This window comes from Amycolatopsis sp. NBC_01286, from assembly GCF_035982555.1.
Classification (GTDB): domain Bacteria; phylum Actinomycetota; class Actinomycetes; order Mycobacteriales; family Pseudonocardiaceae; genus Amycolatopsis.
In genome coordinates this window covers 10,280,043-10,293,452 of record NZ_CP108428.1, presented here as the reverse complement: position 1 = coordinate 10,293,452, position 13,410 = coordinate 10,280,043, and the positions used below count along the sequence as shown (strand labels likewise).

Below are 13,410 nucleotides of genomic sequence, written 5' to 3'. Positions count from 1 at the left end.
GGGGACGTCGACCACATAGGGTCTGGCCATGACTGAAATGGCCAGAGCGGCCGCCACCGAGCTGGAGATCCCGGGTGGCGGCCAGCCGGTGCTGGACCGCTTGGTGGCGTTGCTCGACCTCGAGAAGCTCGAGGAGAACTTCTTCCGCGGCGTCTCGCCCGCCCACTCGCCGGTCCGCGTGTTCGGCGGGCAGGTGGCCGGGCAGGCGCTGGTCGCGGCCGGGCGCACGGTGCCCGACGAACGCCGGGTCCACTCGCTGCACGCGTACTTCATCCGCGGCGGCGACCCGAGCGTGCCGATCGTCTACGAGGTCGACCGGATCCGGGACGGCCGCTCGTTCACCACCCGCCGGGTCGTGGCGATCCAGCACGGCAAGGCGATCTTCTCGCTCTCGGCGTCCTTCCAGAAGGACGAATCGGGCATCGACCACGCCGAGGCGATGCCGGAGGGTGTGCCCGCGCCGGAGTCGCTGCCGACGCTGATGGAACGCGCCGAGGGCTACGCGATCGGCGCGCACAGCCGGCCGCGGCCGATCGACCTGCGCTACGTCAACGACCCGCCGTGGGTCACCCGCCAGACCGGCGAGCCGCCCGCGCGCAACCAGGTGTGGATGCGCGCCGACGGCAAGCTGGGCGACGACCAGCTGCTGCACGTGTGCGTGCTGACCTACGCCTCCGACATGACGCTGCTGGACTCGGTCCTCGCGCGCCACGGTGTCTACTGGGACACCGACAAGGTGCTCGGCGCGAGCCTCGACCACGCGCTCTGGTTCCACCGGCCCTTCCGCGCCGACGAGTGGTTCCTCTACGACAGCGCGTCACCGACCGCCTCCGGAGCGCGCGGTCTGGCCACCGGCCGGTTCTTCGGCGCGGACGGCACCCTCATCGCCACGGTCGTCCAAGAAGGACTCCTGCGCGTCCTCTGAACGCGGGCGGGAAATCACCCTTACGGGCGACAAATAGTCGGCGTATTCATCGTCGGAATGGGGCATTCGGGGCGGGGAAGGGGGCCGGGACCGATCGGGGGACGGCCCCGGACCCCTTCTCCGAATGACCACGCGGCGGACCGCGAAGTCATCGTCTACGCTGCTCAACAGGCCGGACCGGGCCTGAGGGCCGAACGACCCGGGCCCGTGCCGCGTCCTGTCGCAGTGCAGAGTGCGAGGATACAAGAGCATTCTGCAAATTGCAGGTTCGACGCGCGCGACGGGTCGGGAATCGGTGCGGTGTTAATGCTCCACTGTCCTGGTTAGATACTGGGAGCAAGCGAACGGCTACGACGCCGTCGACATCCGGAGGTGCCGAATGGCCAGGGGACAGAGCCCCACGGTTCGCCGCCGGAGGCTCGCCGGCGAGCTGCGCCGGCTCCGCGAGGCCGCGGACCTCACCATCGACGAGGTCGGTGAGAAGCTCGAGTGCTCGGCGTCGAAGATCAGCCGGATCGAGACCGGCCACGTCGGGGTCACCCCGCGTGACGCGCGGGACATGCTGGCGCTCTACGGGATCATCGGCGACGAGCAGGAGGCGCTCGTCCAGCTGGCCCGCGAAGCCCGCAAGCGCGGCTGGTGGCACGCCTACAACGAGGTCTTCACCGGCACGTTCGTCGGGCTCGAAGCCGACGCGAGCTCGCTGCGCGCGTTCCAGGCCCTGCTCGTGCCGGGCCTGCTGCAGACCGAGCGGTACGCCCGCGCCGTGATCCGGGCCCTGCGCCCGGACGCCGAGGAAGCCGAGATCCGCCGCCGCATCGCCGCGCGGATGGCGCGGCAGGAGCTGCTGTCGGACACGCCGCCGCCGGAGTACTGGGCCGTCATCGACGAGGCCGTGCTGCACCGGGTCGTCGACACCCCCGAGGTGATGGCCGAGCAGCTCTACCGGATGGTCGCCGTCGCCGAGAAGCCGAACGTGACCATCCAGGTGGTGCCGTTCCACGCCGGCGCGCACCCCGGGATGGAAGGCCCGTTCCTGATCATGGGGTTCCCGGAGCAGGCCGACCCGGACGTCGTCTACGTCGACGACAGCACGTCCAGCGGCCTCTACCTGGAGGAACCCACAGACGTCCGGCGCTACGGGCTGATGTTCGACCATCTGCGCGCGGCGGCACTCAAACCGGACGACTCGGTGGAGCTGATCGCCGAGGCGGCCGGACGGTTCGCCGAACGGGCGGCCGTTCCGGCGGCAGTGCACCATCTGGATCCGAGGACACAGTGAGGGAGTTGGGGACCATGGAATCCGAGCTTTCCGGAGAGCTTTCCGGCGCGCGGTGGCGCAAGAGCAGCCACAGCGGCGGCGGCAACGACTGCGTCGAGGTCGCGTTCGTCGCCGGGGGTGCCGCGGTGCGCGACTCGAAAGACCCCGAAGGTGGTGCTTTCCGCCTGCCCGCGTCGGGTTGGCGGGGGCTGCTGGCCGCGGTGCGGCCGGACGGCCCCGCGCGCGACTGAGGCGATCTCGAAGACCCCTTACCCCCGTCGAGCTGGGCTCGGCCGGGAGTAAGGGGTCTTTGCGCGTCAGGGGTACGTGATCACCCGATGCCCGAGGGATCCCCTCAGGACGACTCTGAGTGCTACCAACCGGTGACTCAGGAACAAGGTGAACACGATGCACAGCGATCTGCTTCTGGACGCGGTCCGGGCCGAAGCGGCCTACCGGGCCGAGGAACTCCACAAGGCCGGGCGCAGCGCCTGGGCCGCCCGCGCCCGCCGCGCCGTCCGCCACGTGCGGGCCGGGCGCAGCGTCGTCGACGTGCCGGCGCAGGAGCGCCGGGAGGGGTCGCGGGAGACCGCGGTCGTCGGCGAGACCGCCCGGTAGGGGCGGGTGATGGTGTCCAAGGCGATAAGCGTGCGGAACTTGTCGGTGGGGTGAGCAACAATGCTGCTTGTGCCCCGACTCGGCTCCGGAATCCCGCTCGTCGCCCGTACCCACGAGATGCGGCGGCTCCGCGCCGCCTTCGCCCGGGCCGACCGGGGCGAAGCCGGCGCGGCGCTGCTCTCGGGGGACGCCGGGGTCGGCAAGACCCGGCTGCTGACCGCGCTCGCCGAGCACGTCGCCGCGTGCGGTGCGCTGGTGCTCACCGGCCGCTGCATCGACGTCCGCGAAGGCGGTCTTCCTTATCTTCCCTTCGCCGAAGCGCTCGCCCCGCTCGGCACCGCGACGGAACCGGCGATCGCCGCCGCCGTGCGGGCCCGGCCCGCGCTCGGCCGGCTGCTGCCGCAGGGCCAGGGCCTCGAGGAGCCCCGGGCGGCCGAGCACGCCCCGATGACCTCGAACGACCGCGAGACGATGGTGCGTCCCCGGCCGGAGCAGGATCTCGGTCAGCTGCAGTTGTTCGACGCGGTACTGGGGGTGCTGACCGAGATCGCCGAGTCCCGGCCGGTGGTGATCCTGCTGGAGGACCTCCACTGGGCCGACGCCTCGACCCGCAACCTGCTCTCGTTCCTGCTCAGCCGGCTGCGCGCGCAACGGCTCCTGGTCGTGGGCAGCTACCGCGAGGAGGACGTCCACCGGCGCCACCCGCTGCGCGGCCTCCTCTCTGAGCTGTTCCGGCTCGCCACCGTCGAGCGCGTGGACCTGCAGCCGTTCGGCACCGCCGACGCGCGCACGTTCGTCGAGGCGCTGGCCGACGAGCCGCTCCCGGCGGATGTCGTCGCCGACATCGTCAGCCGCTCCGAGGGCAACCCGTTCTTCGCCGAGGAGCTGCTCGCCACCAAGACCGAGTGCAACGACCTGCCCGCGGGCCTGGCCGAGGTGCTGCTCTCCCGCTTGGAGCGGCTCTCGCCGGACGCCCGCCGCGTCGTGCGCGTCGTGTCGGTCGCGAACGAGCCGGTGATGCACGCGGCCCTCGCCGAGATCTCCGCGCTCGGCGAGCTGGAGCTGGACGAAGCGCTGCGCGAGGCCGTCCAGCACCACGTGCTGGTGGTGATGCCGGACGGCGCCTACTGGTTCCGGCACGCGTTGCTGCAGGAAGCGGTGTACGGCGACCTGCTGCCGGGGGAGCGCTCGCGCACGCACGCGGCCTACGCGGCGCGGATCCGGTCGCGGCCGCAGGGTCGCGGGCACGACGCGAAGCTGGCCTACCACTCGATGCAGAGCAGCGACCTGGTCACCGCGCTGCCGGCGTTGCTGCGCGCGATGGACGAGGCCGAGAAGCTGGGCGCGCCCGGGTCGGCGCTGCGGCACGTCGAGCAGGCACTGTCCATCTGGGACGCCGTCCCGGCCGTCGACCGGCCCGAGGGGTTCGACGAGCTGCGGCTGCTGCACGAGGCGTCGTACTTCGCGGGCACGTCCGGCGAGCCCGAGCGGGCCGCCGCGTTCGCCCGCTCGGCCACCCAGGCCCTGACCGCCGACAGCCCGGCCGACAGCGCGGCGAAGACGTGGCGGCGGCTGGCGGAAGCGCTGCTGGCGCTGGAAGGCACGCTCGACGAGGCCGTCGCGGCGATCGACCGCGCGTGGGACCTGGTCAAGGACACCGAACCGAGCGGCACCCGCGCGTGGGTGCTGGCCAGCCGCGCCGGGTTCCTGCGGCTGCTCGACCAGCCGGACGCGGCGCTGGACAGCGCGCTCACCGCGGTCGCCGACGCGCAGGAGGTCGACGCGGCCGGGGCGGAGGCGTCGGCGCTGGTCACCCTGGGCACGCTGGCCGACTCGGCGGGCGACGCCGCCGAGGCCCGCGAACGTTTGCGCCAGGCCGAGCGCAAGGCGCGTGACTCCGGGGCGCTGAACACCGAGATCCGCGCGACCTACTTCCTCGCACTGAGCCACGACGACCAGGCCGAGTTCGCCGAGGCGCTCGAGCACGCCTCACGCGGGTTCGCCCGGGCCGAGGAGTCCGGGCTCAGCTGGAGCGTCTACGGCCTGGAGCTGCGGGCGCGGCAGATGACCCTGCGGTACCTGATGGGCGACTGGCCGGACGAGAGCGCCGGGCGGGCCGGGCGCGGGGTGTCCGGCGCGGTCGCCGCGCGGATCCTCGCCATCTGGTCGCTGTTCGTCGTCGCCCGCGGCCGGTTCGACGAGGCCGCGAAGCTCGTCGCCGGGCTGCGGCAGCACTGGACGGCGGACATGCAGATCCCGCTGTCCGCCGGGGACGCCGGCATCGAGCTGGCCTATTGGCGCGGTGATCACCAAGCTGCGGTGAAGCAGGCGGAAGACCTCATCGGCTGGCTCGAACGGATCGAACCCGGCCTGCTGCCCGGCATCCGGGTGGCCGCGCTCGGCACGACCGCCGCGGCCGCGCTGGCCGCCGAGGCCCGGATCCGCGGCGACGCGGCGGCCGTCGACGCCGCGCTGGCGGCGGGGGAGCGGATGCTGGCGCACGGCCGGATGTGCGCGATCGTCGGGCAGCCGCGCTCGGGGACGCTCGGGCCGGAAGGCCGGGCCTGGCTGGCCCGGCTGGAAGCGGCGGCGTCCGGCCTGAGCGGCAAGGGCGACCCGGAGAAGTGGGCGGCCGCGGCGGCCGCGTTCGGCTACGGCGCTGTCTACGAGCAGGCGATCTGCCGCCGGCACGAGGCGGAAGCCCTGCTGCTGGCCGACGACGTCGACCAGGCCCGGACCGCCCTGGAAGCGGCCCACGCCGTGGCGACCCGGCTGGGCGCGATCCCGCTGCGGGACGCCGTCCGCGACCTCGCGCACCGCGCGCGGGTGGACCTGCCGGGCGTCGAACCGGCGGCCCCGGCCCGCGCGGTCGTCGACCCGCTGACCGACCGCGAGCGCGACGTCCTCGAGCGCGTGGCCCTGGGCCGCACGAACCGCCAGGTCGGCGAAGAGCTGTACATCAGCGAGAAGACGGTCAGCGTCCACCTGTCCCGGGTGATGGCGAAACTCGGCGCGAGCCGCCGCGCGGAAGCGGTCGCGATCGCCTACGACCGAGGCCTGCTCACAGCTCCCACCGCACACGCGTGACCAGAGGGCCGACACGCGTGATTGGAGGGTCGACACGCGTGATTGGAGGGTCGACACGGCCGAGCACGCCGTGTCGACTCTCCAATCACGAGTGCTGACTCTTCAATCACGCGTGCTGACCCTTCAAACACACCGATCGGGTCAGCGGGGGAGGCGGCGGAGGGCTTTCAGGCCCAGCGTCATGCCGCGGGACCACAGTGAACCCGAGATTCCGCGCGGCGGGCGCAGGGCCAGGCCGCGTTGTAGCGCGATCGACTGGGACTCCGTGTACTTCAGCAGGCCTTCGGCGCCGTTGCGGCGACCGACGCCCGAGTCCTTCATGCCGCCCATCGGGACGCCGACGCTGCCGAACGTCGCCGCGTAGCCCTCGTTGACGTTGACCGTGCCCGCCTTGAGCCGGGCCGCGACCTCCCAGCCCGCGTGGCCGTTGCGCGACCAGACGCTGGCGTTGAGCCCGAACGGCGTGTCGTTGGCGCGGTCGATGGCCTCGGTGACGTCGGTGTAGCCGTAGATCGAGACGACCGGCCCGAACGTCTCCGCCGCGAACGGCACCATCTCCGCGGTGACGCCGGAAAGGACGGTCGGCTCGTAGAACAGCGGGCCGAGGTCGGGCCGGGCGCGACCGCCGGTGAGCACCGACGCGCCCTTCGCGCGGGCGTCCTCGACGTGCGCGGACACCGTCTCGAGCTGGTCTTCCGACGTCAGGGAGCCCATCTGGGCCTGGTAGTCCAGCGCGCCGCCGAGCTTCACCGCGGCGGTGCGGGCCACGAACGCGCGGGTGAACTCCTCGCGGATCGACTCGTGGACGTAGATCCGCTCGACCGACACGCACAGCTGCCCGGCCGAGGAGAAGCACGCGGTCACCGCGCCCGTCGCGGCCTTCGCGACGTCGGCGTCGGGCAGCACGATCATCGGGTTCTTGCCGCCGAGCTCGAGTGAGTACGACGTCAGCCGCTTCGCCACCTGCCCGGCCAGCTCCTTGCCGGTCGGCGTGGACCCGGTGAAGCACAGGTAGTCCGACTCCTCGACCAGCGCGGTGCCGATCTTCGAGCCGCGGCCGAGCACGATCTGCCAGGTCCCGGCCGGCAGCCCGGCCTCCTCGGCGAGCTCGTGCAGCCACAGCGCCGAAAGCGCGGTCTGGTTGTCCGGCTTCTGCACGACGGCGTTGCCGGCCGCGAGCGCCGGGAAGACGTCCATCGCGGTCAGCGCGAGCGGGTAGTTCCACGGCGAGATGACGCCGACGACGCCCTTGGGGTGCCGCAGCTCACCGGCGCGGGTCAGGCCGGGGATGACGCCGGCGACGCGGCGCGGGGCGAGGATCTTCGCGGCGTGTTTGCCGTAGTAGGCCGCGACCAGCGCGGTCGCGCTCACCTCGTCGAACGCGTCGAGCCGGGCCTTGCCCGCCTCGACCTGGACCAGGTCGAGGACCTCGTCCTGCTTGGCCAGCACCAGGTCGTGCAGCTTGGTGAGCACCCGGGCGCGCTCGGCGGGGGAGTGCTCCGCCCACGCCCGCTGCGCGGTCCGCGCGGCGGCGAACACGGCGCGGGCGTCGGCGTCGGTGGCCTGGGGCAGGGTCGTGATCGGCTGCCCGGTGAAGGGCGCGGTCATCCGGATCGGGGCCGAGTCCGCGCCGCCGGCCACCCGGGCGACGAGCTGGGCCGCCCGGGCCGCGGCCGGCGCACCGGCGACCCCGCCGACGGTCGGCGGGAGCGCGGTGTCGTGGACCGGGTTCGCGGGGGTCGTGCTGGTCATGACGTCTCCGTTCCGCGCGGCGACGCGCAGGGGTTACCGACGAGTACAGCATACCGTCGGTACGTCGGCTGTCCAGCTCGATGTGAATCTATTTCATGTTTTGGGCGGGTTCAGCGGCGGGAGCTGGTAGGTCGGCTCGGTCGTCGGCGCCGCCGGTGGCTCGTCCGGATGCGGCTGGGCCTGCGTCGCCTCGTAACCGTCGGCGGGCTGCTGTGACGGAAACGGCTGTGCCGGAAATGGCTGTGACGACGGGAACGGCTGTGCCGGAAATGGCTGTGACGGCGGGCCCTGCGTGGCGAACGGTTGAGACGGCGGCCCCTGCGCAGGGAACGGCTGGGACTGCGGGCCTTGTCCGGGATACGTCTGCTGCTGCGGGCCGCCGTAAGGCTGCTGGCCCGGGTACGGCGACGAACCCGGGTAGCCGCCCGACTGCTGCGGCCCGACCGGGTACGGCCGCGACTGCTGCTGCGGGTAGCCCGGCCCGCCGTGCAGGTTCGCCGGCGGACCGGCGGGTGCCGTCGCGCGCCGGCCGGCCAGCAGGGCGAACGCCAGCACGACCACCGCGAGCGCTCCGCCGCCGAGCAGCAGCCAGAAGCCGGTCCCGGTGGTGTAGTGCGACTTGATCGAGTCGTCGTCGGACTCGTAACTCAGGGTCGCCGAGACGTCCATGCCGAGCATCCAGACCGCCGCGGCCACACCCGCGCCGCCGACGAGCAACGCCGTGCGCGCGCCCGTCCGCGTGCCGGGACTCGCCGACCGGCGGACGCCGAGCAGGGCCAGCACGGCGCCGGCCAGCAGCACCACCGCGCCGACGGAGAGCGGGATGCCGTAGTGCGCGACGTGGGTGCTCTCGTAGAACTTCTGCGCGTCGGGGCTGGGCTCGATGTCGAAGGACCGCGACCACGCGCTGATCGTCTGGCTGCTCTCGGTCTTGCCGCTGACGATCTGCTCGAACGTCGTCTGCGGCAGGAACGACCCGACCAGCACGAGGATCGCGGCGAGCGCGCCGAACAACCCGGCGATCAGCCGGAAGAGCGCGCCGGGATCGGCTGACGGCGACGCTGACGGCGGCCGCGGCGGCTGCATCTGTGGTGGGCCGTACGGGTACGGCTGCTGAGGGTGGGGCGGCGGCGCGCTGGGGGTCATCGATTCTCCCTCTTTCCGGCGATTGGACCACGAATCGGCCTGCGGGATAAGGGGTGAAGTGACACTGGTGCGCCGCGCTGGTCAGCTCGGCGCAGTGGTGGCGTCCTGGTAGAGCAGGACGGCGATCCGCTTCCACTCCTCCAGGAGCTGGCGGCGCCGCTTCGGGTCGCCGCCGAGCTCGGCGTCCAGCGCCAGCCCGCGGGTCAGGTTCACGGTGAGCCAGAACAGCATCTCCGCGCGTTCGGGCGGGAGCTCGCCGGCGACCTGGGTGACGTGCTCGAGCGTGGCGCGCCCGAGCGCGCGGTCGACCGGGCGGATGGCCGCACGCAGCTCGGGGTCGGTCCGGGCGGCGACCCACAGCTCGGTGACGGCGGTCGAGAGCGTGCCGGAGTAGCCGGTCCAGAGCAGGTCGATCGCGGCGGCGACGCCGGTGCCGCCGCTGGGCAGCCGGTCGAGCGACGCCGCGAGCTGGCTCCGCAGCCGGTTCGTGAGGTGTTCGACGGCGGCCGCCATCAGCTCGGCCTTCGCGGTGAAGTGGTGCTGCACCGCGCCCTTGGACACGCCCGCGCGGGCGCAGATCTCCTGGACCGACGTGCGCGCGTACCCAAGGTCCACCAGGCAGTCGATGGTGGCGTCGAGCAGCGCCGTGCGGGTCTGCTCCCGCCGCTGCGCCTGGGTGCGGTGACCCGTCTCGGTCACTCCGGCCTCCCCTGCTTTACCTACCGGCCTGAACGGATGTACATTCCGAAGAGAACTTACATGCTGACCGTCATGTTTTCCAGCACTCGTCCCGCAGGAGGGTCCCCGTGCCGCTGAAACTCCCGAAGAGCTCCTGGAGCACGACCGAGCTCGAAGACCTCCGCGAGCTTTCGCGGTCGTTCATGCAGAAGGAGCTCGTCCCGAACCAGGAGCGCTGGGCGGCGGAGAAGAAGGTCGACCGCGAGCTGTGGAACAAGGCGGGCGAGGTCGGCCTGCTCTGCCTGTCCATCCCCGAGGAGTACGGCGGTGGCGGCGGCACGTTCGCGCACGAGGCCGTGCTCTACGAGGAGCAGGCCCGCTCCGGCGACAGCGCGTGGGGCGTGACCGTCCACAACGGAATCGTCGCGCACTACCTGAGCGCGTACGGCTCCGAGGAGAAGAAGCGCGAGTGGCTGCCGAAGATGGCCAGCGGCGAGATGGTCGGCGCGATCGCGATGACCGAACCGGGCACCGGCTCGGACCTGCAGGGCATCAAGACCCGCGCGGTGCGCGACGGCGACCACTACGTCATCAACGGCGCGAAGACCTTCATCACCAACGGTTTCCACGCCGACCTCGTCGTCGTCGCGGTGAAGACCGACCCGGACGCGGGCGCCCAGGGCGTCTCGCTGATCGCCGTCGAGACCGACACCCCGGGCTTCCGGCGCGGCCGGGTGCTCGACAAGGTCGGGCTCAAGGGCCAGGACACCGCCGAGCTGTTCTTCGACGACGTCCGCGTGCCCGCGGCCAACCTCCTCGGCGACGCCGAGGGCCAGGGCTTCATCCAGCTGATGCTGCAGCTGCCGCAGGAACGGCTGATCATCGCCGTCACGGCGGTGGCCGGGCTGGAGGCGGCGGTCGACCTCACGCTCGAGTACACGAAGGAGCGCACGGCGTTCGGCCGGCCCATCTTCTCCTTCCAGAACACCAAGTTCAAGCTCGCCGAGGCCGCCACCGAGGCCGCCGTCGCGCGGGCGTTCCTCGACCAGTGCGTCGAACGCCACCTCAAGGGCGAGCTCGACGTCCAGGGCGCGGCGATGGCGAAGCTGTGGACCACCGAGCGGGTCAACAAGGTGGTCGACGACTGCGTGCAGCTCTTCGGCGGCTACGGCTACATGTCCGAGTACCCGATCGCGCGCGCCTGGGCCGACGTCCGGATCTCCCGGATCTTCGGCGGCACCAGCGAGATCATGAAGGAAATCATCTCCCGCTCGCTCTGAGCCGCTCCGAAGGGAACCACGCCATGAAGGCAGGTCCGCTCAGCGGCCTGAAGGTGGTCGAGCTGGCCGGGCTCGCGCCCGGGCCGTTCGCCACGATGATCCTCGCCGACCTCGGCGCCGACGTCGTCCGCGTGGACCGCGCGACGCCGGGGGAGGACGTGCTCGGCCTGCCGGTCGACCCGCTGGCCCGCGGCCGCCGGACGATCGGCGTCAACACCAAGACGCCCGAAGGCGTCGAGCTGGTGCTGAAGCTGTGCGACACCGCCGACGTCCTCATCGAGGGCTTCCGCCCGGGCGTCGCCGAGCGGATCGGGCTGGGCCCGGACGTCGTGCACGCCCGCAACCCGCGGCTGGTCTACGGCCGGATGACCGGCTGGGGCCAGGACGGCCCGCTGGCGACGGCGGCCGGCCACGACATCAACTACATCGGCATTTCCGGCGCGCTCGAACCGATCGGGCGCGCGGGGGAGCGGCCGGTGCCGCCGCTCAACCTCGTCGGCGACTTCGGCGGCGGCGGGCTGCTGCTGGCGATGGGCGTGCTCGCCGCGCTGTACGAGCGGAACACCTCCGGCGAGGGCCAGGTCGTCGACGCGTCCATGGTCGACGGCGCCGCGCTGCTCACCACCAGCCTGCACGGCATGGCCGCGGCCGGGCTGTGGGGCGGCGGGCGCGGGGACAACATGCTCGACGGCGGTGCCCCGTTCTACGACACCTACGAGACCGCGGACGGCAAGTACGTCGCCGTCGGCGCGATCGAGATGCGGTTCTGGGGCGACCTGGTGAAGGTCCTCGACCTCGACCCGGCCGAGTTGCCGCTGCACGTGGACAAGACGCAGTGGCCGAAGCTGCGCGAGATCGTCGCCGAGGCGATCGGCAAGCACACGCGCGACGACCTCGTCGCCCGCGCGGAGGGCACCGACGCCTGCCTGACGCCGGTGCTGTCGCCGCAGGAGGCGGCGAGCCACCCGCACAACGCGGCCCGCGGCACGTTCGTCGAGATCGGCGGCCTGGTCCAGCCGGCCCCGGCGCCGCGCTTCGGCCGGACGCCGCCGGAAACGCCGGAAGCCCCGCGCACCAAGGGATCCGACACCGAAGCGGTGCTGGCCGAGCTGGGCGTCACGGACCTCGGGGCCCTCCGGGAGGCCGGGGCGATCGCCTAGCGCCTAGTCCCGCGCGAGCTAGTCGCGTGCCAGATCGGAGCGGACGACCGAGTAGATGACGTTGTCGCGCCACCGGCCGTCTCGGAAGCCGTAGCCGCGAAGGACTCCTTCGCGCGTGAAGCCGGCCTTCTCGAGCGCCCGCTGTTCGGCGCGGTTGTCGACCTCGGTCGTCGCTTCGACGCGGTTGAGCTGCGTGTGCGCGAAGAGGTATTCGACGAGCAGGCGCTGGGCCTCCGTGCCGTGGCCGTGGCCGCGCGCCTCGGGGACCAGCACCAGCCCGATGCTCCAGCAGTACGACGTCGGCCCGCTGCGGCTGCGGTGCCAGGACACCAGGCCCAGCAGGCGCCCGCCGAGCGTGGGCACCAGCATGCCGGTCTCGACGCTCAGCATCCCGGTCTCGCGCCACCGGCGGCGCAGGTAACCCGGGTCGTGCCAGCCGAACCACTGGTGCGCGCCCGCCGCGACCGGGTCGTTGGTCAGCTGCTCGAGCCGGTCGAGGTCGGACTCCGCGACCGGCCGGAGCACGACTCTGCTGACGTCGTCGTCCATCCGCCGACCCTATCGGCCGATCGACCGGATTCGCCGCGACAGCCCGGGTTCCACCCGGTGGAGGCACGCCCGGTCACAGAGCGGGTAGCAGCTCAGCCGAAGCTGCCGTGGCGGCCCGCGCCGCCGCTGAACTTCGCCGCGCCGTCGACCGCTTCGGCCGCGAGGACGCCGGTGCCCATCGCGGCGCCGAACTCCGCGGCCAGCGCGTCGTCTTCGGCCAGCCCCCACTGCCCGAGGGTCGCCGCGCGGTCGCCGCGCAGGCAGGCCTGCGGGAACCCGGCGAGCTGCCGGGCCAGCTCCTGCGCCGCCGGCACCGCCTCGCCCGCGGGGACCAGCCGGTTCGCCAAGCCGATGGCCAGCGCCTCGGTGGCGTCGACCGGCCGTCCGGTCAGGATCAGGTCCATCGCCCGGGACTGGCCGATCAGCCGCGGCAGCCGCACGGTGCCGCCGTCGATCAGCGGGACGCCCCAGCGGCGGCAGAAGACCCCGAACACCGCGGTGGCGTCCGCGACCCGCAGGTCGCACCACAGCGCCAGCTCCAGGCCGCCCGCGACGGCGTGCCCGTGGACGGCCGCGATCACCGGCTTGCCGAGCGTCATCCGGGTCGGGCCCATCGGGCCGTCCCCGTCCGGGTGGGTGCGGTTCATCCGATCGGTGCCGATGGCCTTGAGGTCGGCGCCGGCGCAGAACGCGCCGCCCGCGCCGGTCAGCACCGCGACGGCGGCCTCGGGATCGGCGTCGAACGCGCGGAAGGCGTCGGCCAGCCCGGCCGCGGTGGGGCCGTCGACGGCGTTGCGGGCGGCGGGCCGGTCGATGGTGATCGTCGTCACGGCGCCGTCCCGCTCGACCAGCACGTTCCGCGTCATCGGGGCTCCCTGGGGTTGATCGGGGTGTCTTCCGGGCAAGCCTCTCCTAGAGTAGGGACCCTGCCACTCCCGGACGGGTTGGCGAGCC

Annotated in this window: 12 protein-coding genes; 7 read left to right on the top strand and 5 right to left on the bottom strand. The window is 72.7% G+C overall.

The genetic code is table 11. The features are described 5' to 3' along the window. The first annotated feature begins 28 nt into the window (after positions 1-28). The 5 genes from OG570_RS46375 (at position 29) to OG570_RS46355 (ending at position 5,891) form a co-directional block, all read left to right on the top strand. Positions 29-925, top strand: coding sequence for an acyl-CoA thioesterase (locus tag OG570_RS46375; RefSeq protein ID WP_247063257.1), 897 nt, complete (start codon positions 29-31; stop codon positions 923-925). Positions 926-1,304: 379 nt separating this feature from the next. Continuing rightward, positions 1,305-2,207, top strand: coding sequence for a helix-turn-helix domain-containing protein (locus OG570_RS46370; protein ID WP_247063259.1), 903 nt, complete (start codon positions 1,305-1,307; stop codon positions 2,205-2,207). Between the two features lie 14 nt (positions 2,208-2,221). Then, the gene (locus tag OG570_RS46365; protein WP_247063267.1) at positions 2,222-2,437 is read left to right on the top strand and encodes a DUF397 domain-containing protein; all 216 of its coding nucleotides are present in this window, start codon (positions 2,222-2,224) and stop codon (positions 2,435-2,437) included. Positions 2,438-2,594: 157 nt separating this feature from the next. Then, positions 2,595-2,804, top strand: a complete 210-nt coding sequence (locus OG570_RS46360) for a hypothetical protein (RefSeq protein WP_326954908.1) — start codon at positions 2,595-2,597, stop codon at positions 2,802-2,804. Between the two features lie 60 nt (positions 2,805-2,864). After that, entirely contained in the window at positions 2,865-5,891 is a 3,027-nt protein-coding gene (locus OG570_RS46355) for a helix-turn-helix transcriptional regulator (RefSeq protein ID WP_326954907.1), read from the top strand. Positions 5,892-6,032: 141 nt separating this feature from the next. Here the strand turns inward: OG570_RS46355 and OG570_RS46350 are convergent, their stop codons facing one another. The 3 genes from OG570_RS46350 to OG570_RS46340 all read right to left on the bottom strand — a co-directional run bounded on the left by OG570_RS46350 (position 6,033) and on the right by OG570_RS46340 (position 9,488). Next, entirely contained in the window at positions 6,033-7,643 is a 1,611-nt protein-coding gene (locus OG570_RS46350) for a succinic semialdehyde dehydrogenase (RefSeq protein WP_326954906.1), read from the bottom strand. A gap of 93 nt (positions 7,644-7,736) precedes the next feature. Beyond that, a complete protein-coding gene (locus OG570_RS46345) occupies positions 7,737-8,789 on the bottom strand; it encodes a hypothetical protein (protein ID WP_326954905.1) in 1,053 nt (350 codons plus the stop codon). Between the two features lie 81 nt (positions 8,790-8,870). After that, on the bottom strand, positions 8,871-9,488 hold the full coding sequence (locus OG570_RS46340; protein WP_247063276.1) for a TetR/AcrR family transcriptional regulator: 618 nt from the start codon (positions 9,486-9,488) through the stop codon (positions 8,871-8,873). Positions 9,489-9,595: 107 nt separating this feature from the next. On the opposite strand from OG570_RS46340, the gene OG570_RS46335 reads away from it, so the two are divergent. After that, positions 9,596-10,747 carry an acyl-CoA dehydrogenase family protein gene (locus tag OG570_RS46335; protein ID WP_326947569.1) on the top strand — a complete coding sequence of 384 codons (1,152 nt, stop codon included), beginning with the start codon at positions 9,596-9,598 and terminating at the stop codon, positions 10,745-10,747. A 23-nt stretch (positions 10,748-10,770) separates the two neighbouring features. Further along, the gene (locus OG570_RS46330) at positions 10,771-11,907 is read left to right on the top strand and encodes a CaiB/BaiF CoA transferase family protein (protein WP_326954904.1); all 1,137 of its coding nucleotides are present in this window, start codon (positions 10,771-10,773) and stop codon (positions 11,905-11,907) included. 18 nt (positions 11,908-11,925) lie between these two features. Here OG570_RS46330 and OG570_RS46325 read toward each other — a convergent pair whose 3' ends face one another. Both OG570_RS46325 and OG570_RS46320 read right to left on the bottom strand, forming a co-directional pair. Further along, entirely contained in the window at positions 11,926-12,456 is a 531-nt protein-coding gene (locus tag OG570_RS46325) for a GNAT family N-acetyltransferase (RefSeq protein WP_247063279.1), read from the bottom strand. A gap of 92 nt (positions 12,457-12,548) precedes the next feature. Further along, positions 12,549-13,322 carry a crotonase/enoyl-CoA hydratase family protein gene (locus OG570_RS46320; protein WP_326954903.1) on the bottom strand — a complete coding sequence of 258 codons (774 nt, stop codon included), beginning with the start codon at positions 13,320-13,322 and terminating at the stop codon, positions 12,549-12,551. Positions 13,323-13,410 lie beyond the last annotated feature (88 nt).

Bases quoted from the DNA above. Each gene is read 5' to 3' on its own strand.
- OG570_RS46375 (WP_247063257.1), top strand. From the start codon at position 29: ATGACTGAAATGGCCAGAGCGGCCGCCACCGAGCTGGAGATCCCGGGT.
- OG570_RS46370 (WP_247063259.1), top strand. From the start codon at position 1,305: ATGGCCAGGGGACAGAGCCCCACGGTTCGCCGCCGGAGGCTCGCCGGC.
- OG570_RS46365 (WP_247063267.1), top strand. From the start codon at position 2,222: ATGGAATCCGAGCTTTCCGGAGAGCTTTCCGGCGCGCGGTGGCGCAAG.
- OG570_RS46360 (WP_326954908.1), top strand. From the start codon at position 2,595: ATGCACAGCGATCTGCTTCTGGACGCGGTCCGGGCCGAAGCGGCCTAC.
- OG570_RS46355 (WP_326954907.1), top strand. From the start codon at position 2,865: ATGCTGCTTGTGCCCCGACTCGGCTCCGGAATCCCGCTCGTCGCCCGT.
- OG570_RS46350 (WP_326954906.1), bottom strand. From the start codon at position 7,643: ATGACCAGCACGACCCCCGCGAACCCGGTCCACGACACCGCGCTCCCG.
- OG570_RS46345 (WP_326954905.1), bottom strand. From the start codon at position 8,789: ATGACCCCCAGCGCGCCGCCGCCCCACCCTCAGCAGCCGTACCCGTAC.
- OG570_RS46330 (WP_326954904.1), top strand. From the start codon at position 10,771: ATGAAGGCAGGTCCGCTCAGCGGCCTGAAGGTGGTCGAGCTGGCCGGG.
- OG570_RS46325 (WP_247063279.1), bottom strand. From the start codon at position 12,456: ATGGACGACGACGTCAGCAGAGTCGTGCTCCGGCCGGTCGCGGAGTCC.
- OG570_RS46320 (WP_326954903.1), bottom strand. From the start codon at position 13,322: ATGACGCGGAACGTGCTGGTCGAGCGGGACGGCGCCGTGACGACGATC.